Source organism: Kineococcus sp. TRM81007 (genome assembly GCF_022669155.1).
GTDB lineage: Bacteria > Actinomycetota > Actinomycetes > Actinomycetales > Kineococcaceae > Kineococcus.
The window spans coordinates 69493-91621 of sequence record NZ_JALBVB010000016.1; the positions used below are offsets into that span (position 1 = coordinate 69493).

A 22129-nucleotide genomic window follows, 5' to 3' on the forward strand; every position below is an offset into this window, starting at 1 on the left:
CGCGGGCCGCACCGCCGAGGCGCGGAGGTGCCACAGGTGACCGAGGGCTGGCCGGACGACAGGCTGACCTCCGCGTCCGACGTCCCCTCCGTGGTCCGGCACCGCGCCGGGCCGCCGGGGGACCCGGACCGCTACGAGCTGCTCGGCGAGGCCGACGGGCCCGACGAGGCGTGGCACGTCCTGGACCACCGCGCCGCGGCCGGTGAGGCGCTGTTCACGCTCGTGGCGCTGCGGCCCCCCGTCGCCGCGGCCGCGACGGCCGGGGCGGACGGGCCGGAGGGGGAGGACGGCGGAGCGCCGCCCCCCGACCCGGCGGCCGTGGAGCGCACGTGGCGCGAACGCGCCGCCGGGCTGGCGCGCGTGCGGCACGAGCGCCTCGCCGCGGTCCTGAGCACCTTCACCGGACCCGCCCCGCACCCCCCGGGTCGCGTGGCGGGCGCCGAGGACGGCTGGAACTACGCCGTCGTGGAGCAGGCTCCCGGGCGTTCCGTCGCCGACTGGCTGCGCGACGACCCCGGTGCCGGCGTGGAGGAGCGGTTCGCCGTCCTGGCCGCCGCCGCCGGGGTCCTGCAGGAGCTGCACCGCGGCACCGACCACTCCCCGCCCCTCGTGCACGGCGCCCTCACCCCCCGCACCGTGCGGCTCGGCGGGTTCTTCCCCGGGGACGGGGTGCGGCTGGCCGGCGCCGGTCTCGGCGGCCTGCGCGCCGACGGCTCCGCGCGCGAGCCCGGCCCCTGCACCGCCCCCGAGGTCCGGGCGGGTGAGCTGCCGTCCGCGGCCGGCGACGTCTTCTCCTTCGCCGCCACGGCCGTGTTCGTCCTGACCGGGCAGCCCCCCGCCACCGGTGCCGACGGTGCCCTCGACACCGCGCTGGTGCGCCGGCAGCTCGCCGCCGCCCCGCACACCGCCGCCCACCCGCGCATCGCCGAGCTGCTCCTGGAGGGCCTGGCCCAGGACCCCCGTCAGCGCCCCGACCGGCTGCCGGGCTGGGTCAACGCCATGCGCGCCGTCGCCACCCCCGCCCCGGTGCCCGAGGGGCCGGACGCGTGGGCGTCGCCGGTCCCCGCGGCACCGGCGCCGGCCTCGGCGCGCCCCGCCCGCGTGCGCACGCTGCCCCGCCGGCCCCTCGCGGTGGTCGTCGGCGCCCTGCTGCTGGCCACCGCCGGCACCGCCATCGCGGTCACCGCCGTCCAGCAGGGGCGTCTGGACGAGGTGCCGAACCCGGTGGCGATCGTGCAGCCGCCGCCGACCGGCGTGCTGCCCACCTCGGCGCCCGCCGCGCCCGAGCCCTCCGCGCAGCAGCCGTCGGGCGAGGAGGCGGGGGAGGAGTCGGGCGAGGCGCCGGACGGGCCCGCCGCGACGGGCCGGGCGCCGGCCCGCACGGGCGGGTCCGCACCCGCCCCCGGCACCCCCGCGGGCCCGTCCGCGCCGCCGGCGGCCGGGACGCCGGCGGCGCCGTCCGGTCCTCCCGCGGCCACCTCGGCGCCGGTGGTGCCCGTGCCGCCGCCGACCGCGACGCCGGTCGTGCCGCCGCCGGCCGCGCAGGGACCCGGGGTGCCGCCGCCGGTCACGCCGTCACCGCCGACCGTGCCGAGCCCGCCGGCACCGAGCCCGCCGGCACCGAGCCCGCCGGCACCCGGGACGACGCCGCCCGAGGCGCCGCCGGCCACCACCGAGCCCCCGCTCCCCCCGCCTGCCGTCCCGCCGGCGGAACCGACCCCCTCGACGTCCTCGACCTCCCCGACGTCCTCCACGTCGACCGAGCCGCCGGTGCCCGAGGCCCCGCCCGTCACCCCGGGCGGGTTCACCCCGGGCGAGTTCACCCCGCGCGCGTCCAGCCCGGTGGGGTCCAGCCCGGCGGAGGCCCCGCCGCCGTCCTGAGCCGACCCGTCGGGGCGCCGCGTCGGGGCGCCGCGTCAGGGCGCCGCGTCAGGGCGCCGCGGTGGTGCGCACCCCCACCCGCCGCCGCGCCAGCGCGAACGCGAGCGCCGCGTACCCGGCGGCGAGCAGCACCGCCACCGCGCCCAGCCGCCCGTCCGCCGGCACCACGAGCACCGCCGCCCCGCACGCCAGGCAGTAGCTGACGTTGAACACCAGGTCGTAGGCGGTGAACACCCGGCCCCGGTAGGCGTCGTCGACGCTGCGCTGCACGACCGTGTCCACCCCGATCTTCGAGCCCTGCCCGCCGAGGCCGAGCGCCGCCGCGGCCACCGCCAGGACCGCGAGGGAGGTGCTGAGCCCCACCACGAGCTGCCCGGCGCCCGCCACCAGCAGGCAGCCGCTGATCCAGCCGCGCAGCCGCCCGCGTCGCGCACCCCACGGCGCCAGCACCGCCGCCGCACCGGAGCCCGCGGCCACCGCGCTCAGCAGCACGCCCAGCGCGGCCAGCCCGGCGGCCGGGTCCCCCTCGCCCAGGACGCGGCGGCACAGCACCACCACCGCGACCGTCGTCAGGCCGAACGACCAGCGGTGCCAGGCCACCAGGCTCAGCGCCGCCGCCGCGGCCCGCCGCTCGCGCAGGTGCGCCACGCCCGCCACCACGTCGCGCACGCTGTCGCGCACCACCGCCGCGGCACCGCGCGCCGCGGCGGGCCGGGCCGCCGGGTCCGGGCCGAGCAGCCCGCGGGGGAAGCGCAGCGCCAGCGCACCGGCCAGCAGGTACCCGCCCGCCGCCACCAGCAGCGCCACCACGTCCGCGGACCCGCCCGTGCCGGCGGCGGCCGTCAGCGCCACCGTGACCGCCGCTCCCGTGCCGGCGGCGACGGTGCCCGCGCTGGGGGTCACCGAGTTCGCGATGACCAGCTGCTCGGGGACCACGACCCGCGGCAGGGCCGCCGACAGCCCCGCCAGCAGCGCGCGGTTCACCGACAGCACCGCCAGCGCCAGCGCGCCGACCAGCACGTCCCCCGCCCCGGCGGCCAGGGCGGCGGCGGCGCCCACCGCCAGCGCGGCGCGCAGCAGGTTGCCCAGACCCAGCACCGAGCGGCGCGGGCGGCGGTCCAGCAGCACCCCCGCCCACGGGCCCACCACCGTGAACGGCAGCAGCAGCACCGCCGAGGCGAACGCCACCTGCTCGGGGCTGGCCTGCCGTTCGGGGGAGAAGAAGAACAGCGACGCCAGACCGGCCTGGAAGGCGCCGTCGGCGGACTGCCCGGCCAGCCGCACCCCCAGCAGGTGGCGGTAGCGGGACGTGCCGGCCAGCCGCGCGAGCTCTGCGAGGACTCCGGAGCGCGGCACGCCGCCACGCTACGTCGGCCCGCGCCGACCCGGTGCCCCCCTGCGGGGGCGGGACGACGCGGCGGGGCGGGGCCGGGACGCGCGAGCCGGTCGGGGCGGTGGTGGAGGTCTCGTGCACACCCGGCGCGGCTGTCCCGCGTGGCGGGTGGTGCGCCGGGTGGCGCGCATACTGGGACGGCCGGCGGGTGGGGGCCCGGGCACGCGTACGGCCCCGCTGAAGATCCGGCCGGCGACTGCCGATGCACCGGCGGCGCACCCGCGCCGCGACGCGAGCCCGGCTCGCACCGCGCCCGACGCCCGGAGGACCAGACCGCAGTGGCTGCACGTCGTCCCGACCCCGCCTCGTCGTCCCGACGCCCGCAGCAGCCGGGCCGGCGGGGTGCCGCCCGCCCGTCCGCGCGCCGGCGCCGGGGCCGGCGCGCCCTGGCGTGGCTCGGCGGGCTGTTCGTCGCCGGCCTCGTCCTCGGCGTGGCCGGCTTCGCCACCGCGTACGCGCTGGTGGAGGTGCCGGACCCCAACGAGCTGGCCGACGCGCAGACCAGCACCGTCTACTACTCCGACGGCACCACGCCCATCGGCACCTTCTCCGAGGTCAACCGGCAGGACGTGGACATCGAGCAGGTGCCGGAGGTCGTGCAGCACGCCGTCCTCTCCGCCGAGGACCGCTCCTTCTACGAGAACCGGGGCGTCTCGCCCAGCGGCATCGCCCGCGCGCTGTGGAGCAACCTCAGCGAGGGCACCCAGCAGGGCGGCTCGACGATCACCCAGCAGTACGTGAAGAACTACTACCTGTCGGCCGAGCAGACGTACACCCGCAAGGCGAAGGAGTTCTTCCTCGCGCTGAAGATCGACCAGCAGCAGACCAAGGCGGAGACGCTGGAGGACTACCTCAACACCGTGTACTTCGGCCGTGGCGCGTACGGGATCCAGGCCGCCGCGCAGGAGTACTTCGGGGTGGACGTGGAGCAGCTGGACGCCTCCCAGGGCGCGCTGCTGGCCGCCGTCCTGAAGGCGCCCAGCAACTACGACCCGCACAACGACGCCGAGGCCGCCGCCCAGCGCGTCGACTACGTCCTCGACGGGATGGTCGAGGAGGGCTGGCTCACCGCCGAGGAGCGCGCCGCGGCGGGTCTTCCGGAGACGGTCGAGGACACCGACGACAACGAGCTCGCCGGGCCCGAGGGCTACCTGCTGGACACCGTCAAGCGGGAGCTGGTCAGCACCGTGGGCCTCACCGAGGCCGAGGTCGAGCGCGGCGGCCTGAGCATCGTCACCACCTTCGACGCGCAGGCGCAGGCCGCGGCCGTCGAGGCCGTGCAGGACCGGCTGCCCGAGGAGCTGCCCGAGGGCTTCCACGCGGCGCTGTCCGCGATCGACCCCGCCACCGGCGGCGTGGTCGCCATGTACGCCGGGGCGGACTACCTGGAGCGCCAGCGCAACGCCGTCACCCAGGACACCGCCCAGGCAGGCTCCACCTTCAAGCCGTTCACCCTGGTGGCGGCCCTGGAGGAGGGCACCTCGCTGCGCAGCACGTACAGCGGCGCCAGCCCGATGACCGTGGACGACTGGAAGGTCTCCAACTTCGGCGGCCGGTCCTACGGGCGCATCAACCTGCTGACGGCGACGGCGAACTCGGTGAACACCGTGTACGCGCAACTCAACGAGGAGGTCGGCCCCGAGGCCACCCGGGACGTCGCGATCCGCGCCGGCTACCCGCAGGGCACCGCGGGCCTGGCGGACCAGGACACCACCATCTCCAACGTGCTCGGCACCGCCTCCCCGCACCCCATCGACGTCACCCAGGCCTACGCGACCTTCGCGGCGCAGGGCGTGCGCACCCAGTGGCACACCATCGTCAACGTCACCGACGCCGACGGCACCCGCTCCTACACCGCCTCCCCGGCGCAGGAGCGCGTCTTCTCCGAGGACGTCGTCGCCGACGCCACCTACGCCATGCAGCAGGTCGTGCAGCAGGGCAGCGGCCGCTACGCGCGCAACCTGGGCCGCCCCGCGGCCGGCAAGACCGGCACCTCCTCCAGCAACAAGTCGGCCTGGTTCGCCGGCTACACCCCGCAGCTTGCGGCGTCCGTGGCGCTGTACCAGTCCGGGCCGGACGGCGAGGCGCAGTCGCTGGACCTGGGCGGCGGCGAGGTCACCGGCGGCTCCTACCCGGTGCGGATCTGGACCGACTTCATGGAGGGCGCGCTGGAGGGCACCGAGGAGCAGGACTTCCCCGACCCCGCCTACGTGGGCTCCTCGCGCGGGTCGTCCTCGTCGTCCTCGCGCGGGTCGTCGTCCTCCTCGACGTCGACCCGCAGCTCCAGCCCCACGGCGACGCCCACGGAGTCGGCCACGAGCACGGCCACCGCCTCGCCCACCGACGACGCCTCGCCCACCGGCACCCCGACGTCGACCTCGTCGGCCACCTCGACCTCCCGGCCGAGCGGCACGGCCACCGCCACGTCCCGCCCGACCGGTTCCACCCGCCCGACCGCCACCACCACCGCCACCGGCGGTGGTGGGGACGAGGACGAGGAGGAGGCCGCGAGCACCGGCGCCGCCGGCGAGGCGGCGGGGACGGGGCGCACCGCCGCGCCGAGCGCCGCGGGCGCCGCCGGGTAGGTCAAGCTGCTGTCGTGAGCACCGGCACCCCCGCGCCCCCGCCCGCGTCCCCGCAGCCGCCCACCCCCCTGCCGCCCACCCATCTGCCGCCCACCCCTCTGCCGCCCACCGCGGCCGACCCCGTGCTGCGCGGGGCCAGCGAGGTGGTCGGCGGCCCCGCCGGCCGTCGCCTCGCCGGGCCCGGGCCGTGGTGGGCGCGGCCCCTGCCGGTGCTCCTGGCGCTGACCTCGGTGCTGGTGGCGCTGGGCGCGCTCACCAAGCACCACTGCCGGGCGCGGGGCTGGAGCACCCCGGACCAGTTCACCCACGCCTGCTACTCCGACCTGCCGGTCGTCTACACCTCCTCGGGTCTCGCGGAGGGGCTCGGCCCCTACGCGGACGGGACGTCCCTGGGGCAGCCGCCGGTCACCGCGGCGCTCGCCTGGCTGGTGGGCCTGCTCGCCCCCGACGGCACCGGTGCCGACGCCCAGCGCGGCTACTTCGACGCCGCCGCCGTGGTCGTGCTGGTGGCCGCGCTCGTCACCGTCGCCGCCGTGGCCGTCGCCGCCGGGGCGCGCCGGCGCTGGGACGCGCTCCTGCTGGCGCTGAGCCCGCTGCTGGTGCTGACCGCGCTGGTCTCCTTCGACCTGGTGGGCGTGGCCCTGGCCACCGCCGGCCTGGCCGCGTGGGCGCGGCGGCGCCCGGTGGCCGCCGGGCTGCTGCTCGGCCTGGCCGTCGCGGCCCGCACCTACCCGCTGCTGCTGCTCCTGGCGATCGCCCTCGTCGCCCTGCGCGCCGGCCGCCGCCGGGCGGCGCTGACGACGCTCGCCGTCGCCGTCGCCGCGTGGGTGGCGGTGAGCGCCCCCGTCGCGCTGGCCGCCCCGGGCGCCTGGAGCGCGCACCTGCGCGACTGGTTCGGCCGCCCCGCCGGGTACGGCTCGCCGTGGCTGCTGCCGCAGCTGGTGGAGCGCGCCGGCGGCGACGCCGACGCGACCGGCCTGCCGCCCGGCGCGGTGACCGCACTGACGCTGTGCACCTGGTTCGCGTGGGTGCTGCTGGTGGCCCTGCTGGTGCTGTGGGCGCCGCGCCGGCCGCGCCTGCCGCAGGTGGCGTTCCTGCTGGTGGCTGGCGTGTGCCTGCTCGGCCCGGCGTTCCCCGTGCAGGCGTCCCTGTGGCTGGCGCCGCTGGCGGTGCTGGCCGTGCCGCGCTGGCGCGAGCACCTGCTGTGGTGGGCGGCGGAGGCGGCGTCCTTCGGCGCCGTGTGGCTGTTCATCGCCGGGCAGTCCACGCCCGAGCGGGCGCTGCCGCCGCAGTTCTACGCGCTGTTCCTGCTGCTGCGCCTGGCGGCGGTGGCGTGGCTGGTCGTCGTGGTGGTGCGCGACGTGCGCTCGCCGTGGCGCGACCCGGTGCGGGGCGAGGGGCTGGACGACCCGGCCGGCGGGGACGTGGACGGGCGGCCGGACGCGCTGGTGGTGCGGGTGGCCTGAGGCCGCCGTCCGGCGCGGGTGGTGCACGCCGCCGGTGGGGGCCGTCGCGGTGTCCCCAGGGGCGGCCGGGGCGGGGGAGGCCGGGGCCGCTGTGGACGGGGCGGGTGCCGCCCGGACCGTGCGGCACGGTGAGTGCCGAGGGGCCGGTAGACTGCTGCGGTTCCGTGCCCGTCCCAGGGCGCGGTCGACGCACCGAGACCCTCCTGCCACGGAGAGACCGTGGCCGCCTGAGACCGAAGGAGGTGGGGAATGAGCGCGCGTCAGTACGAGCTCATGGTGATCCTCGACGCGGAGCTGGAGGAGCGCACGGTCGGCCCGTCGCTCGACCGGTTCCTCAACGTGGTCCGCCAGGGCGGTGGCGAGGTCGGCAAGGTCGACATCTGGGGCCGCCGTCGCCTGGCCTACGACATCAAGAAGAAGTCCGAGGGCATCTACGCCGTCGTCGAGCTGAACACCACGCCCGCCGTGGCGCAGGAGCTGGACCGCCAGCTGAACCTCAACGAGGCGGTGCTGCGGACGAAGCTGCTCCGCGCCGAGGCCGCCTGATGGCGGGCGAGACCGTCATCACGCTGGTCGGCAACCTGACCAACGACCCGGAGCTGCGCTTCACCCCCTCGGGTGCGGCCGTGGCCTCCTTCACCGTCGCCTCCACCCCCCGCACGTTCGACCGCCAGTCGAACGAGTGGAAGGACGGCGAGACGCTGTTCATGCGTTGCTCGGTGTGGCGCGAGGCGGCGGAGAACGTCGCCGAGTCCCTCACCCGCGGCACGCGCGTGGTCGTCACCGGCCGCCTGCAGTCGCGCACCTTCGACACCAAGGAGGGTGAGCGGCGCACCGTCATCGAGATGCAGGTCGACGAGGTCGGCCCCTCGCTGCGCTACGCCACCGCGAAGGTCACCAAGGCCTCCCGCGGCGGCGGCGGTGGTGGGTTCGGCGGCGGCGGCGGCTTCGGTGGCGGCGGCAACCCCGGTGGCGGCGGCTCCGGCGGTGGCAACCCCGGCGGTGGCGGCGGCTGGGGCGCGAGCTCCGGCGGCGGCCAGCAGCAGCAGGACGACCCCTGGGCCACCGGCCCCTCGCAGGGGTCCGGCGGCGGCTGGGGCGGCTCGTCCAACGACGACCCGCCGTTCTGACGGACGACGCCCCGCAGCACTCCAGGCCCCGCGCGGCCTGACCCTCGGTGCGCCGCGGCACCCGCCGCGGCCCACCGAGCACCACGAACGACGTCATCCCGGGGCAGCACCCCGGGCTCTCACGAGAGGGGAGCACCACGATGGCCAAGGTGCCCGTGCGCAAGCCCAAGAAGAAGCAGAACCCGCTCAAGGCGGCCAAGATCGAGGCCGTCGACTACAAGGACACCGCGCTGCTGCGCAAGTTCATCTCCGACCGCGGCAAGATCCGCGCGCGCCGGGTGACGGGCGTGTCCGTCCAGGAGCAGCGTCAGATCGCCAAGGCGATCAAGAACGCTCGCGAGATGGCGCTGCTGCCCTACAGCAGCTCCGCGCGCTGAGGAGGAGGGACGAGATGAAGCTCATCCTCACCCACGAGGTGTCCGGCCTCGGCACGCCCGGCGACGTCGTGGAGGTCAAGGACGGCTACGGCCGCAACTACCTCCTGCCGCGCAACCTGGCCACGCCGTGGACCAAGGGCGGCGAGAAGCAGGTCGAGTCGATCCGCAAGGCTCGCAAGACCCGCGAGATCGCCAGCATCGACGACGCCAAGGCCGTCAAGCAGTCGATCGAGTCGCGCACCGTGGCGTACGCCGCGCGTGCCGGCCAGGGCGGGCGCCTGTTCGGCGCCGTCACCCCGGCGGACGTGGCGCTGGCCGTGACCGCCGCCGGTGGCCCGGCGATCGACAAGCGCAAGGTCGAGCTGCCCCAGCCGATCCGCACCGTCGGTGTGCACAAGGCGTTCGTGCGCCTGCACCCCGAGGTGTCGGCGACCGTCACCATCGACGTCGTCGCAGCCCAGGGCTGAGCGGCTCACCACCGCGCACAGCAGGGGCCGGCCGCGCACCGCGCGGCCGGCCCTCCGCGCGTCCGGAGGTCCTGCTCCGAACGGGTGCCCGCCCGTGCAGGCGACCACCGCGGGCGCCGATGCCACCACGTGCGCACCACCGACCTGGCGACCCTGACCTTCCGGGCCCACTGCGTGGCGGCCCCGTCGCTCGTCGTCGTGTGGGCCGTCCTGCCGGACGGGCTCCTGCGTTCCGCCGTGCACGCCCTCACCGGGCTCACCTGCGCCGCGCTCGTGGCCGTCGGCACCCGCCTGCGCCGCCCCCGCAACCCCACGGGGTGGTGGCTCGTCGCCGCCGGGGTGGCCGCGTGGGCGCTCGGCGACCTCGTGTACTCCTACCTGGAGCTCGTGGTGGGGATCGAGCCGTTCCCCTCGGTGGCCGACGTCCTCTACCTCGCCGCCTACCCCCTGCTGGCGCTGGGGCTGTGGTCGTTCGTGCGCTCGCGCACCGGCCGCGGCGACCGCGAGGGCGTCATCGACACCGCCATCATCACCATCGGGTTCGTGCTGCTGAGCTGGATCTTCCTCATGCAGCCCACCCTGGCCGACGGCAGCGCCTCCGTGGCGACGCGCGTGCTGGCCGCCCTGTACCCCGTCGGGGACGTGCTGCTGCTCGCGCTGCTGGTGCGCCTGCTCACCTCCAGCGGCGCCCGCACCGCCTCGTTCCGCCTCCTGGGCGCCGGGATCCTGATCATGCTCGTCAGCGACAGCGCCTACCAGGTGCAGAGCCTCGACGGCGTCTACTCGCCGATCCTCGACGCCGGCTGGCTCGCCTCGTACGCGTGCATCGCCGCCGCCGCCCTGCACCCCTCGATGCGGCGGCTGACGGAGGTGGAGCCCACCACCGGCGTGGAGTTCAGCCGGGGGCGACTGCTGGCGCTGATGCTCGCCAGCCTGCTCTCGCCCGGGACGATGCTGCTGCAGCTCGCCCTGGGCCTGTCCCCGGAGCTGTGGGCGGTCGGTCTCAGCTCCGTGGTCCTCTTCGTCCTCGTCGTGCTGCGCATGTCCGGTCTGCTCACGCGCGTGCAGCAGCAGTCCGAGCAGCTGGCCGCGCTGGCCCGCACCGACGCCCTCACCGGCCTGCCCAACCGCCGCAGCGGCGACGCCGAGCTGCACCGCCTGCAGCAGGCCGCGCTCGCCGGCGGGCAGCCGCTGTCCGTGGCGCTGCTGGACCTGGACCGCTTCAAGAGCTTCAACGACACCTTCGGCCACCCCGCCGGCGACCGGTTGCTGTCGGAGGCCGCGGCCGCATGGACCGCCGGGCTCGCCGGCACCGGCGGCGTCCTGGCCCGCTGGGGCGGGGAGGAATTCCTCGTGCTGCTGCCGGAGCACGACCTGGACGCCGCCGCCGACGCGGTGGGCCGGCTGCGCCCGTGCACCCCCCTGGGTCAGACGTTCTCCGCCGGCGTGGCCCAGTGGGACCGCGCCGAGACGCTCGCCGCCCTCGTCGCCCGGGTCGACGCGGCGCTGTACGAGGCCAAGCACGCCGGCCGCGACCGGGTCGTGCCGGCCGGCGCGGCGGCGGCCGCCGGACCGGCCGTGCCGGCGCCTGCGCCGGCTCCCGCACCCGCCGCGCAGCCGGTGCCCCCGCCCGCGCAGCCGGTCGGCTGACCGGCCTCCCCGGCCGCCCGCTCAGCCGGCGCCGGTGACCACCCAGGCGCCGGAGCGCTCCCGCCGCACCAGCGTGAGCAGCCGGGCCGTGGAGTAGGCCCCCGCGAAGGACACCCACAACCACACCAGTCCCGCGCGGCCCGGCGGCGCCACGGCCAGCACCAGCAGGGCCAGCGGCGCGTACGCCGCCAGGGTCACCACCCCGGCGCGCGCCAGGTACCGCCCGTCACCGGCGCCGATGAGCACCCCGTCCAGCACGAACACCCAGCCGGCCACCGGCAGGCTCAGGCCGACGACCACGAGCGCGGCGGCCAGGTCGCCGCGCACCTGCGCCGTGGGGGCGAACAGGCCCGCCACCGGCCACGAGGTCGCCGCCACGAGCACGCCGAGGACGGCGCCGACGGCCACCCCCCACTGCGAGGTGCGGCGCACGGTGGCGCGCACCCCGGCGACGTCCCCGGAGCCCAGGTCGCGCCCGACGAGGGCCTGCGCGGCGATGGCGAGGGCGTCCAGCGCGAGGGCCGTGGTCGTCCACACCGTCATCGCCACCTGGTGGGCGGCGAGCCCGGAGTCGCCCTGGGCGGCCGCCACGTACGTCGTCAGCAGCAGCGCGACCCGCAGCGTGAGGGTGCGCACGAGCAGCGGCACGCCGTCGCGGGCGCTGCGCAGGACGCCCAGGCCGTGCGGGCGCACCCGGGCACCGGAGCGCCGCACACCGCGCACCACCACGGCCGCCAGGACCACGGCCATGAGGACCTGCGTGGCGGCGGTGCCGGCGGCGGACCCGGCGATGCCCCAGCCGGCGCCGTGCACGAGCAGCAGGTTGAGGGCGACGTTGAGGCCGGCGCCGGAGGCGGCGACCGCCAGCGGCGTGCGGGTGTCCTGCAGGCCGCGCAGCACGCCGGTCGCGGCGAGCACCACGAGCATCCCGGGCAGCCCCCACAGGCTGACCCGCAGGTACGTCAGCGCGTACGGGCGGGCCTCGGCGGAGACGCCCAGGGCGTCCACCAGCGGTCCGGCGGCCGCGTGCGCGAGGACGGCGGCGACGGTGCCCAGGCCCAGCGCCAGCCACACCCCGTCCACGCCGGCTGACAGGGCGCCGGGCGCGTCCCCGGCGCCCAGGCGGCGGGCGACGGACGCGGTGGTGCCGTAGGCGAGGAAGACGAACAGGCTGACGGCGGCGCTGAGCACCGCCCCGGCCACCCCCAGCCCCGCCAGCGGCAGCGTGCCCAGGCTCGCGACGATCGCCGAGTCGGCCAGCAGGAACAGCGGCTCGGCCACGAGGGCGCCCAGCGCGGGCACGGCCAACCGGGCGATGTCGGCGTCCCGCGGTCCCGCCTTGAGCCCCCGCACCGAACCGTCACCGAACCGCAACCCCACCGTCGGCCTCCCGTCGTCCCGGTGGATTTCCCCTCCACAGCGGGTGGACGGCATCGTCGCAGGTCAAAGGGGGTGAGTGGATGGCGGGGGGCGCAGATCCGCAGGTTGTCCCCAGGGTTGTCCACGCCCTGTGCACCACCACCCCCAACTCGTCCACAGGTTGTCAACCGGCCTGTGCACAGGCGGGTTTGACCGCTGCTCCCCGAGTGCGTCAATGTGCCGGGACCGTGGTGTCGGACCCTGCCGGTAGACCTCGGTCGACAGCGGTGGCAGTACCGGTGGACGGCCGTCCCGGCCGGCTCCGGGTGGCGGGGAAGAGGGGCTCACCAGCGTGACGACGTTCGACGACGCGCCGGCCCGGTCCGGAGGGTCGAAGGGTCCCCGGCGGCGGGGTGACGGCGGCGACCGCGGGCCCGAGGTGGGCAGCGAGGCGTTCGAGCGCATGCCCCCGCAGGACATCGCCGCCGAGCAGGGCGTGCTCGGCGGGATGATGCTCTCCAAGGACGCCATCGCCGACGTCGTGGAGGTCCTCAAGGGCGTCGACTTCTACCGCCCCGCCCACGAGCTGATCTACGAGTCGATCCTCGACCTCTACTCCCGCGGCGAGCCCGCCGACCCCGTCACGGTCTCCGCGGAGCTCACCAACCGCGGCGAGCTCGCCCGCGTCGGCGGCACCCCGTACCTGCACGACCTCATCTCCACCGTCCCCACCGCCGCCAACGCGGGCTTCTACGCCCGCATCGTCCGCGAGCGCGCCGTGCTGCGCCGCCTCGTGGAGGCCGGGACCCGCATCGTGCAGATGGGCTACGGCGCCGACGGCATGGACGTCGACGCCATCGTCAACTCCGCCCAGGCCGAGGTGTACGCGGTCACGGAGAAGCGGGTGAAGGAGGACTACGCCGTCCTCGGCGACGTCATCGAGGGCGCCATCGACGAGATCGAGGCCAGCTCCCACCGCGGCGAGGGCATGGTGGGCGTGCCCACCGGCTTCGCCGACCTGGACGGCCTGACCAACGGCCTGCACCCCGGCCAGATGATCGTCATCGCGGCGAGGCCGGCCGTGGGCAAGAGCACCCTGGGACTGGACATCGCCCGCGCCGCCTCGATCAAGCACGGCCTGGCGTCGGTGATCTTCTCCCTGGAGATGGGCCGCAACGAGATCTCCATGCGCCTGCTGTCCGCCGAGGCGCGCATCCCCCTGCAGAACATGCGCAAGGGCACGATGCGCGAGGAGGACTGGACGAAGCTGGCCCGCACCATGGGGTCGATCTCCGAGGCGCCGCTGTACATCGACGACTCGCCGAACATGTCGCTGATGGAGATCCGCTCGAAGTGCCGGCGGCTGAAGCAGCGCGCCGACCTCAAGCTCGTCATCGTCGACTACCTGCAGCTGATGACGTCCGGCAAGCGGGTGGAGAGCCGCCAGCAGGAGGTCTCGGAGTTCTCCCGCGCCCTGAAGCTGCTGGCGAAGGAGCTCGAGGTCCCCGTCATCGCGCTGTCGCAGCTGAACCGAGGCCCGGAGCAGCGCACCGACAAGAAGCCGCAGATGAGCGACCTGCGCGAGTCCGGTTGCCTCACCGCCGACACGCGCGTCCTGCGCGCGGACACCGGCGCGGAGACGAGCATGGAGGAGCTGTTCGCCCTCCAGGCCCGCGACGTGCCGGTGTGGGCGCTGGACGACTCGCTGCGCTACGTGCGCCGCCACCTCACCCACGTGTTCCCCACCGGTGTGAAGCCGGTCTTCCGCCTGCGCCTCGCCTCCGGCAAGGAGGTGCGGGCGACCGCGAACCACCCGTTCCTCACCTACGACGGGTGGCGGCCGCTGGGTGAGCTGAGCGCCGGGGACCGCCTCGCGGTGCCGCGCCACGTTCCTGGGCCCGAGCGGGTGGCCAGCTGGGAGGACGACCGCGTCCTGCTGCTCGCGCACCTGATCGGCGACGGCTCGTTCGTGCGTCGTCAGCCGTTGCGCTACGCCAGCGTCGACGAGGCCAACCTCGTGGCCGTCACCGAGGCAGCCGCCTCGGCGTTCGGCATCACTGCCGTGCGCGACGAGTACGCGGCTGCGCGGTGCACCACGCTGCGACTGCCCGCTCCGTACCGCCTCACCCACGGGAAGCGGAACCCGATCGCCGAGTGGCTGGACGACCTCGGGCTCTTCGGCCTGCGCAGCTACGAGAAGTTCGTTCCCGTGGAGCTCTTCCACCTGCCGAAGCGGCAGGTGGCCCTCTTCCTACGACACATCTGGGCTACGGACGGTTCGGTCACCGTCCACGCCGGCGGGCGTGGTGGGCGCATCTACTACGCCTCCACGAGTCGTCGACTCGTGGAGGACCTGTCCCGGCTGCTGCTGCGCTTCGGCGTCTCCACGAGAGTGCGGCAGGCGACGCCGAAGGGCTCGTACCGCTCGGGTTGGACGCTCGACGTGTCGGGCGTCGACGACCAGCGCCGTTTCCTGCAAGAGATCGGGGTCCACGGAGCCCGCGGTGCCTCCGCCGAGCGTCTGCTCGACGTGGTGCGCGACCTCAGCGGCAATCCGAACGTGGACACGGTCCCCCGGCAGGTGTGGGACGACGTGCGCCGCGCTCTCGTGGAGAAGGGCATGACGCACCGTGAGTTCGCGGCAGCGATGGGCACGCAGTTCTGCGGCAGCACGATGTGGAAGCACGCGCCGTCGCGCGCCCGTCTCGCCCGCGTCGCGGAGGTGCTCGGCGACGCCGACCTGGAAGTCATGGCCGTCAACGACGTGCTGTGGGACGAGGTCGTCGCCGTCGAGCCGGACGGGCAGGAGCAGGTGTTCGACGCGACCGTCGCCGGTGGTCACAACTTCGTCGCCAACGGGATCGCCGTCCACAACTCCATCGAGCAGGACGCCGACATGGTCGTCCTCCTGCACCGCGAGGACATGTACGAGAAGGAGTCCCCGCGCGCCGGCGAAGCGGACTTCATCGTCGCCAAGCACCGCAACGGCCCCACCGACACCATCACCGTGGCGTTCCAGGGTCACTACTCGCGCTTCGTGGACATGGCGACCTGACGGGGGACCGGTGTGGACGGCGAGGGGGACGGCGGCGGGGTGGGCTGCTGGCTGCACCTGGTGTGCCCGGGGTGCGGGGCGGTGCGGGAGGTCCCCGAGGACGCGGCGTGCCCCGCGTGCGGGGCGCCACCCCCACCGGGAGACTGATCACCAGCCAGCACGCACCCCCCGGGAGGACACCGTGGTCGACCTGCGAAGCGCCACCGACGAGCACCTGAACACCGCGCGCGCCTCCGCGCACGGCCGCAGCGCGCACCTGCTCGTGCACGACGGGCACCTGCGCCAGACCCTCATCGCCCTGCGCGCCGGTGAGGGCCTCTCCGAGCACAACCCGCCCCAGGCGGGCAGCGTGCACGTCCTCGTCGGCCGGGTGCGCATCACCGCCGGCGACGAGGAGACCGAGGTCGGTGGCGGTGAACTGGTCGAACTGGTCCACCAGCGCCACTCCGTCTCCGCCCTGGAGGACTCCGTGTTCCTCCTGACCACGGTGACCGGCCTGCCGGACGGGGACCCCACCGTCTGAGGGTCCGCCCGGACGGGCCGGCCCCTCAGACCGGCTGGCGCACCACCAGCGCCGTCGTCTCGAACTCCTCGTCCGCGACCGCGCGGGCGCTCAGGCCCGCGGCGGTCGCGGCCGCCAGCGCGGCGTCCACCTGCCGGTCGGCGACCTCCGACAGCAGCGACCCGCCCGGCCGCAACCACGCAGCCGCCCCCGCCAGCACCCGGCGCAGCACCCCCAGCCCGTCGACCCCGCCGTCCAGGGCGGCGCGCGCCTCGTGCTCGCGCGCCTCCGGCGGGAGCAGCGCCACCTCACCGCTCGGCACGTACGGCACGTTCGCCACCACCACGTCCACGCCGCCCAGCAGCGCAGGGGGCAGCGCGTCGAACAGGTCGCCGCGGTGCACGTGCGCCCCGGGCAGGTTCACCCGCGCGCACCGCACCGCCGCGGCGTCCACGTCGGCGGCGTGCACCACCAGCCCCGGCACGCGCGCGGCCAGCGCCGCCGCCAGGGCGCCCGTGCCGCAGCACAGGTCCACGAGCGTCGACCCGGGCGCCAGCAGTGGCGCCGCGAGGTCCACGAGGAGGCCGGAGCGGTGCCGGGGCACGAACACGCCAGGTTCCACGCGCAGTCGCGACCCGCGGAACGCCGCCCACCCCAGCACCTGCTCCAGCGGCTCCCCGCCGGCGCGGCGGGCGGTGAGGGCGTCCAGGTGGGCGGGGGAGGACGCCGCCTCGCGCAGCAGCGCCGCCTCCCGTTCCGCGAACACGCACCCGGCGGCGCGCAGCCGCTCGGCGAGGGTGTCGGTGCCCCGGGGTTCGGTGCCCACGGGTCAGGAGCGGGCGAGGAACGCGGTCAGGCCCTCCACGACGACGCGGTGGTCCTCCGCCTCCGGCAGCCCGGACACCGCGACCGCCCCGACGCAGCCGACGCCGCGCACCAGCACGGGGAACGCGCCGCCGTGGGCGGCGTACCGGCCGGTGTCCAGGCGCGAGTCGGTGTCGAAGTGCCCGCCGGCGGCGCGGAAGCGGGTGCCCACCAGGTAGGAGGAGCGGCCGTAGAGGTCGACGACGGCCATCTTGCGGTCCAGCCACACGTCGTTGTCGGCGGAGGAACCGGGCAGGCCGACGTGGAAGAGGCGCTGGCCGTTGCGTCGCACCGCGACCGCCACCGGCAGGTCGAGGGACACGGCGCGCTCGGCGAGGAGGGTGCCCAGCCGCCACGCGGTGAGGTTGTCGAAGGCGTCGAAGACCAGTTCGGCCTCCTGCGCCTCCAGCTCGGCGAGCAGGGCGGCGTGGTCGTCGGTCATCGGGATCTCCTCAGGGTCGGCGGCGGGCGGCGAGGGTACAGGCGCCGGCGAGGACGACGAGGCCGCGCCGCACGTGGTGGGCACGTTCCCAGCGGTCCCGCCCCTCCCGCCAGCCGGGGACCTCCGCGTCGGGCGTCCACGTGCGCAGCTGCCGGTTGAACGGCACGTGCACGCGCACGGTGAGCACGACCGCCCCCGCCACGGCCGCCACCGACACCGCCCGCCACGCCGCGGCGGCCGGGTCGCGCCGCGCCAGGGCGCTCGCGGCGAGCAGACCGGACCCCATCGACGCCACCGACAGCGCGGGGGCCAGCCGGCGCATCACGGCGTCGGCGCGCTGCTGGTGCGGCACGTACTGCGCGAAACCCGTCGTGCGGCGACGCCGCCCGGCCGGGTCGGGGACGATCGCCGCCGCGAGGACGGCGGTGAGGACGTCGTGGGCGCGGGCCGGCGGTGAGGTCACGGGGCGATCCTGCCGGAACGGCGTTCCCCGCGGGCCGGTGTCTCGAGTGCGTCCGATCGGCAAGGTGGTCCCGTCGTCCATCCGGCGAGAGGCAGCGTCCGTCGCCCGGCTGGTCAGGACGGCGAGGAGAACACCGGTGAACGACTCACCGCACCCGTACCACCGCCTCGAGCACCTGCCCGTCGCCAGCTTCGTCCGCTGGCGAGGCCCTGCCGACGAGGCCGGCAGGATGCGGTTCCAGCCCCATCACCCCGGCCGGCTCGTGCACGCCATCGCCGAGCTCTTGTCCCTGCAGCCGGGCTACCCGGGCAGGGTCAGCAGCAGCGGGGAGAAGGACGTCTGCGTCAAGTGGGCTCTTCGGATCCACGAGTGGGAAGGCCGTACTGACCTCCCCACTCAGGAGTCAGGTCCGTAGCGAAACCATCCGCTCGTACAACTGCCCGGTGACGGTCCCGTCCCCGCGCAGGAACCGGCTCAACAGACCCGCGGCCATCTGATCGGTCAGGGCCAGCTCGAGCAGCTCCCGCACGGCCGGGTCGTCGAGGTGGTCGCCAGTCATGCAGCAAGGCAAGGAATCGCTCGGGGTACTCCAGCGAGGGCACGTCAGCGGCAGCGGGCGTGGTGTGGGGCATCCCTACACCGCGCGGCCTCGCTCGACGGGCTCCTCACCCGGCAGGGCCGAGCCGATCTAGGAGAACGATGCGACGGGATCGCCGAAGGCGCCGTCGTCGGGGACCACGCCGAGTCCGGGACCGGTCGGCACCTGGATGCGGCCGCCCTCGACCCGGACCGGGTTCGCCGAGTCGTAGTGGAGGTTCACGAAGGGTTCGGCGATCCAGACGCCCTCGAGCAGGCGGGGGTGCACGGTCGCGGCGATGTGGACGCAGGCCGCGGCGATGATGTCCCCGCCCCAGGAGTCGTCGCAGGTGTGGGGCAGCGAGCGTGCCTCGCAGACGTCGCGGACGGTGGCCATGGCGCCGAGGCCGCCCAGGCGGGTGACCTTGAGGCCGAACCCGTCGCACACCCCCAGCGAGATCGCCCGCAGCACCTCACCCAGGCCCTCGGTGCTCTCGTCCAGGTAGACCGGGTGGTCCAGCTGGGCGCGGATCGCGGCGATCTCCTCCACGGTGTTGCAGGGCTGCTCGAACACGAACGGGATGTCGGCGCACTCCCGGTCGATCCGCAGGACGTCGCGCGTGAGCAGCGCCCGGTTGGCGTCGACGACGAGCCGTGTGCAGCCGGTCGCCTCCCACACTTTCCGGATCGCCTCGATGTCGATCTCGACCGGCCGTCCACCGACCTTCACCTGGAGGCGGGGGTAGCCCTCGGCGATCTTCTGCGCCGCGATGCGGGCGGTCTCGTCGGGGTCGTCGGGCGTCAGCGAGTAGTACGAGTCGACCTGATCGGTCGTCGCGCCGCCGAGCATGTCGCACACCCGCAGGCCGTGGGCCTTGCCGAGCAGGTCGTGCACCGCGATGTCGATCGCGGCCTTGGCGTAGTTGTGGCCGTGGAGCAGGTCGTGCAGCGCGCGCTGGATCGTCGAGGGCCCGGTCACGGTCTGGCCGATCAGCCCCGGGGCCATCTGGGTCAGGGCCGCGCGGGCGCCGAGTGCGTGGGCCGGGGCGTGGGTCGGGCCGATGGGGCACGTCTCGCCCCATCCGGAGAGCCCGGTGTCGGACACGATCTGCACGAGCGTCGAGTCCAGGGCGGTGTAGGCGCCCTCGGACAACCGGTAGACGGTGCCGTTCAACGGCAGGTCGACCTGGTAGAGGTGGATCTCGGCGATCCGCATGCGTTCCTCCCGATCCGTGTGTCGGCGTCGGTGTCGTCGATCCGGGTGGAGCTCGACGCTACTGGTGCTGTGCTGCTGATCCTGCTGGGGGTCCTGTGCTGCTGGCCCTGTCAGGTCGATCGACCGTCATGGGCGAGGGGGTGGTGGCGGCTTCGCGGGCGGTCTGCGGGGCAGTGGGGTCGGCGTCGGCCGAGTGGAGCGTGGTGGCGCCTTCGTGCACGGTGAGCAGCTGCGCCTCGAGGGTCTCGGGATCGTGCTGGCGGAAGTCGGCGGCGAGATCGTGCAGGTAGCCGCGCAACCAGGTCGTGCGGTCGCGGGTGATGCGGGTGATGCGGGTGTTCGGGATCGGCGAGCCCGTTGACCGGTGCTGGCGGACGAGCGGGTGGTTCTCGCGCTCAGTTTGCGCTCGGTCATCGCCATCATGTGGGTGAGCGGTAAGGCGGTGCGTCTCGCCGGCGGGAACGATCAAGCCCGCCACGATCGGATGGATCACGATCGATCAACGAACGGCTGCACCGTGCGCCCCTCCTGCGAGCCGTCCGGCCCCCGGCACGGTGCCGACCCGTGTGCCGTCGCCGATCAGCTGCTGGGTCTGGATGGTCTGCACCTGCTCGCCCTGCACCGCCTCGACCCCGACCCCAGCCCTGACGCTGAGCACCCGCGCGGGCTGCTGCGCCTGACCGTCCAGACCGGCCCACCCGAGGTGGTCGCCTGCCGGGACTGCGGGGTGCTCGCCGCCGATCACGGCCGGCGCGAGCACCGCATGGCCGATGCGCCCTGCTTCGGCACACCCGTGCAGCTGATCTGGCGCAAACGGCGCTGGCGACGCCGCGAACAACGTTGCCCGACGGGCGTCTGGTCCGAGGAACACCCTGCACTGCCCGAGCGGACCAAGCTCACCATCCGCGCTCACGCCGCCGACGACCTCGACGCGGCATCAGCCCGATCCGCGCGGCTGGCTGGCGTCGACACACTCGGGGTCGATGAGCACATCCGGCGCCCCTCAGCCCGTCACCGCAACCGTGCCGTCACCTCCATCGTCGACCTGACCCGCGACCAGCACGGCCGTGTCCACGCCCGCCTGCTCGACGTCACCCTCGGCCGCTCGGGACCGGGCTACGCGACCTGGATCCGCGCCCAGACCCGCGAGTTCGTCGACGGCATCACCCACGCTCCCCTGGACCCGTTTGGCGGCTACGCCAACGCCATCCGCACCGAACTACCCGACGGCACCATCACCGTCCTGGACGCCTTCCACGTCGTGAAGCTCGCCTCCACCGCGATGGACGAGGTTCGCCGCCGCGTGCAGCAGGCCACCCTGGGCCGGCGCGGTCACAAGAAGGACCCGCTCTACCGGATCCGCCGGTTGCTGACCACGGCCCGGGAGAACCTCACCGACCGCGGCTGCGCCAGCCTCGAGGCTGCACTGCAGGCCGGTGACCCCGGCTGGGAGGTCACCGTGGCCTGGCCCGCCTACCAGGACCTTCGCTCGATGTTCCACGCCCCGACCCCGGCTGCGGGCCGGGCCATCGCGCAGCGGGTTCTCGACAGCTTTCACCGCTGCCCGATCCCGGAGATCGCCCGGCTCGGTCGAACGCTGCGGTTGTGGCGGGCGGAGGTGCTGGCTTACTTCGATGACCCGCACCGCTACCGCATCAGCAACGGTGGCACCGAGGCCATCGACCTCATCATCGAGAGGACCCGCCGCCTGGCCCACGGGTTCCGCAACTTCACCAACTACCGCATCCGCATCCTGCTCGCCGCCGACGGCACCCGACCCTGGCGACGTCGCCGGCGCGGGTCAGGGTGAGCTACCCACCCGCAGATCCGAAGAGCCCGTTAGGCTCTTCGGATCTTCGGGTGGGAAGGCAGACCTGGCCCGATGGGCTGGGCCGCGGCAGACCACTGGCTACCCCGCGGCCGAGGTGTTGCACTGACCGCCTGAGCCCGCAGGCATGTCCGTGCGTCTTCACCGCAGGTGCCGGTTGATCACCTCCGCCAGTTCCGTGGCGTCGAGGTCGCCGGCGGCCACGGCGAGGACCATCTGCTCGGCGTCGTCGACGTCCATGACCAGGTCGGTGCCGTTGAGCAGGCAGAAGACGCGGGCGGCGGACCAGGCCAGGCGCTTGTTGCCGTCGACCAGCGGGTGGTTGCGGGCCAGGGAGTGCATCAGCGCGGCGGTCTTCTCGGCCAGGTCGGGGTAGGCCTCGCGGCCGAAGACGGTGGTGCGGGGGCGCGCGGCGGCTGAAGCCAGCAGTCCCAGATCGTGGACCTGGACGTCCTCGACGACGCCGGCGGCGATCTCCAGCAGGTCCTCGGTAGTCAGGTGGTCGATCGGGGGGTGCGGCTCGGTCACCGGGCGAGGCGGGCCAGGAGTTCGGCGTCCTCGGTGCGCACCTGGTCGATGGCCGCGCGCAGGCGCGCAGGGCGGTCGGAGACGTACTCACCGATGGCGGTGCGAGCCACTTCCTGCATGGAGCGGCCCTCCTGCTCGGCGCGTCGGCGCAAGGCCTCGGTCTCCTCCTCGGTCAGTCGTAGGTTCATGGCCACCCGTGGATGGTACCGCTGTGGTACCGAGTGGGCCAGGCGCTTGGCCATCGACATGTGCGCGAAGTCGCCAACCATGATCGCGCTCGGAGGGCGGGATGACCGTGAAGTCGCATACCGACGTACCACCTCCGCGACGGGCTGGCCCTACCCGGC

Annotated in this window: 20 protein-coding genes; 11 read left to right on the forward strand and 9 right to left on the reverse strand. The window is 75.2% G+C overall.

What is annotated here, in order from left to right; all coding sequences use genetic code 11:
- Positions 1-27 precede the first annotated feature (27 nt).
- Positions 28-1881, forward strand: coding sequence for a hypothetical protein (locus tag MN205_RS00360; RefSeq protein ID WP_242123188.1), 1854 nt, complete (start codon positions 28-30; stop codon positions 1879-1881).
- A 48-nt stretch (positions 1882-1929) separates the two neighbouring features.
- Here the strand turns inward: MN205_RS00360 and MN205_RS00365 are convergent, their stop codons facing one another.
- Entirely contained in the window at positions 1930-3237 is a 1308-nt protein-coding gene (locus MN205_RS00365) for an MFS transporter (protein WP_242123190.1), read from the reverse strand.
- 315 nt (positions 3238-3552) lie between these two features.
- Here MN205_RS00365 and MN205_RS00370 point away from each other — a divergent pair, with 315 nt between their 5' ends.
- The 7 genes from MN205_RS00370 (at position 3553) to MN205_RS21335 (ending at position 10949) form a co-directional block, all read left to right on the forward strand.
- Positions 3553-5859: a transglycosylase domain-containing protein gene (locus MN205_RS00370; protein WP_242123193.1), complete on the forward strand. Its 2307-nt coding sequence runs from the start codon at positions 3553-3555 to the stop codon at positions 5857-5859.
- 14 nt (positions 5860-5873) lie between these two features.
- A complete protein-coding gene (locus MN205_RS00375) occupies positions 5874-7325 on the forward strand; it encodes a glycosyltransferase 87 family protein (protein ID WP_242123195.1) in 1452 nt (483 codons plus the stop codon).
- 249 nt (positions 7326-7574) lie between these two features.
- Complete coding sequence (gene rpsF / locus MN205_RS00380; RefSeq protein WP_242123198.1) at positions 7575-7871, forward strand: 30S ribosomal protein S6; 297 nt, start codon at positions 7575-7577, stop codon at positions 7869-7871.
- On the forward strand, positions 7871-8455 hold the full coding sequence (locus MN205_RS00385) for a single-stranded DNA-binding protein (RefSeq protein ID WP_242123200.1): 585 nt from the start codon (positions 7871-7873) through the stop codon (positions 8453-8455). The genes rpsF and MN205_RS00385 overlap by 1 nt, the downstream gene beginning before the upstream one ends.
- Before the next feature lie 140 nt (positions 8456-8595).
- Positions 8596-8832, forward strand: coding sequence for a 30S ribosomal protein S18 (gene rpsR, locus MN205_RS00390; protein WP_012085900.1), 237 nt, complete (start codon positions 8596-8598; stop codon positions 8830-8832).
- Positions 8833-8846: 14 nt separating this feature from the next.
- On the forward strand, positions 8847-9299 hold the full coding sequence (gene rplI / locus MN205_RS00395) for a 50S ribosomal protein L9 (protein WP_242123202.1): 453 nt from the start codon (positions 8847-8849) through the stop codon (positions 9297-9299).
- Between the two features lie 129 nt (positions 9300-9428).
- Positions 9429-10949: a diguanylate cyclase gene (locus MN205_RS21335; protein ID WP_242123204.1), complete on the forward strand. Its 1521-nt coding sequence runs from the start codon at positions 9429-9431 to the stop codon at positions 10947-10949.
- Positions 10950-10970: 21 nt separating this feature from the next.
- Here the strand turns inward: MN205_RS21335 and MN205_RS00405 are convergent, their stop codons facing one another.
- A complete protein-coding gene (locus MN205_RS00405) occupies positions 10971-12329 on the reverse strand; it encodes an MATE family efflux transporter (protein ID WP_242123205.1) in 1359 nt (452 codons plus the stop codon).
- A gap of 331 nt (positions 12330-12660) precedes the next feature.
- Between MN205_RS00405 and MN205_RS00410 the strand changes: the two genes are divergently transcribed.
- Positions 12661-15363, forward strand: coding sequence for a replicative DNA helicase (locus tag MN205_RS00410; RefSeq protein WP_374115796.1), 2703 nt, complete (start codon positions 12661-12663; stop codon positions 15361-15363).
- A gap of 181 nt (positions 15364-15544) precedes the next feature.
- On the forward strand, positions 15545-15886 hold the full coding sequence (locus MN205_RS00415; RefSeq protein ID WP_242123207.1) for a hypothetical protein: 342 nt from the start codon (positions 15545-15547) through the stop codon (positions 15884-15886).
- A gap of 25 nt (positions 15887-15911) precedes the next feature.
- Here the strand turns inward: MN205_RS00415 and MN205_RS00420 are convergent, their stop codons facing one another.
- The 5 genes from MN205_RS00420 to MN205_RS00440 form a co-directional block, all read right to left on the reverse strand.
- On the reverse strand, positions 15912-16691 hold the full coding sequence (locus tag MN205_RS00420) for a putative protein N(5)-glutamine methyltransferase (RefSeq protein ID WP_242123209.1): 780 nt from the start codon (positions 16689-16691) through the stop codon (positions 15912-15914).
- A 3-nt stretch (positions 16692-16694) separates the two neighbouring features.
- Entirely contained in the window at positions 16695-17171 is a 477-nt protein-coding gene (locus tag MN205_RS00425) for a heme-degrading domain-containing protein (RefSeq protein WP_242123212.1), read from the reverse strand.
- A gap of 10 nt (positions 17172-17181) precedes the next feature.
- Positions 17182-17634 (reverse strand): anthrone oxygenase family protein, encoded by a 453-nt coding sequence (locus MN205_RS00430; protein WP_242123214.1) that lies wholly within the window; start codon positions 17632-17634, stop codon positions 17182-17184.
- 403 nt (positions 17635-18037) lie between these two features.
- Entirely contained in the window at positions 18038-18193 is a 156-nt protein-coding gene (locus MN205_RS00435; RefSeq protein WP_242123216.1) for a hypothetical protein, read from the reverse strand.
- 129 nt (positions 18194-18322) lie between these two features.
- Positions 18323-19426 (reverse strand): mandelate racemase/muconate lactonizing enzyme family protein, encoded by a 1104-nt coding sequence (locus MN205_RS00440; protein ID WP_242123219.1) that lies wholly within the window; start codon positions 19424-19426, stop codon positions 18323-18325.
- Between the two features lie 364 nt (positions 19427-19790).
- Here MN205_RS00440 and MN205_RS00445 point away from each other — a divergent pair, with 364 nt between their 5' ends.
- Complete coding sequence (locus tag MN205_RS00445; RefSeq protein ID WP_242123221.1) at positions 19791-21236, forward strand: ISL3 family transposase; 1446 nt, start codon at positions 19791-19793, stop codon at positions 21234-21236.
- Positions 21237-21395: 159 nt separating this feature from the next.
- Here MN205_RS00445 and MN205_RS00450 read toward each other — a convergent pair whose 3' ends face one another.
- Together MN205_RS00450 and MN205_RS00455 are read right to left on the reverse strand one after the other, a co-directional pair.
- Positions 21396-21782 (reverse strand): type II toxin-antitoxin system death-on-curing family toxin, encoded by a 387-nt coding sequence (locus tag MN205_RS00450; protein WP_242123223.1) that lies wholly within the window; start codon positions 21780-21782, stop codon positions 21396-21398.
- On the reverse strand, positions 21779-21970 hold the full coding sequence (locus MN205_RS00455; protein WP_242123227.1) for a DNA-binding protein: 192 nt from the start codon (positions 21968-21970) through the stop codon (positions 21779-21781). The genes MN205_RS00450 and MN205_RS00455 overlap by 4 nt, the downstream gene beginning before the upstream one ends.
- Positions 21971-22129: the final 159 nt, after the last annotated feature.

What these genes read in the sequence shown, in the direction of transcription:
- MN205_RS00435 (WP_242123216.1), bottom strand. Translation starts at nt 18,193, where the DNA reads ATGACTGGCGACCACCTCGACGACCCGGCCGTGCGGGAGCTGCTCGAG.
- rpsF (WP_242123198.1), top strand. Translation starts at nt 7,575, where the DNA reads ATGAGCGCGCGTCAGTACGAGCTCATGGTGATCCTCGACGCGGAGCTG.
- MN205_RS00425 (WP_242123212.1), bottom strand. Translation starts at nt 17,171, where the DNA reads ATGACCGACGACCACGCCGCCCTGCTCGCCGAGCTGGAGGCGCAGGAG.
- MN205_RS00455 (WP_242123227.1), bottom strand. Translation starts at nt 21,970, where the DNA reads ATGAACCTACGACTGACCGAGGAGGAGACCGAGGCCTTGCGCCGACGC.
- rplI (WP_242123202.1), top strand. Translation starts at nt 8,847, where the DNA reads ATGAAGCTCATCCTCACCCACGAGGTGTCCGGCCTCGGCACGCCCGGC.
- MN205_RS00385 (WP_242123200.1), top strand. Translation starts at nt 7,871, where the DNA reads ATGGCGGGCGAGACCGTCATCACGCTGGTCGGCAACCTGACCAACGAC.
- MN205_RS00440 (WP_242123219.1), bottom strand. Translation starts at nt 19,426, where the DNA reads ATGCGGATCGCCGAGATCCACCTCTACCAGGTCGACCTGCCGTTGAAC.
- rpsR (WP_012085900.1), top strand. Translation starts at nt 8,596, where the DNA reads ATGGCCAAGGTGCCCGTGCGCAAGCCCAAGAAGAAGCAGAACCCGCTC.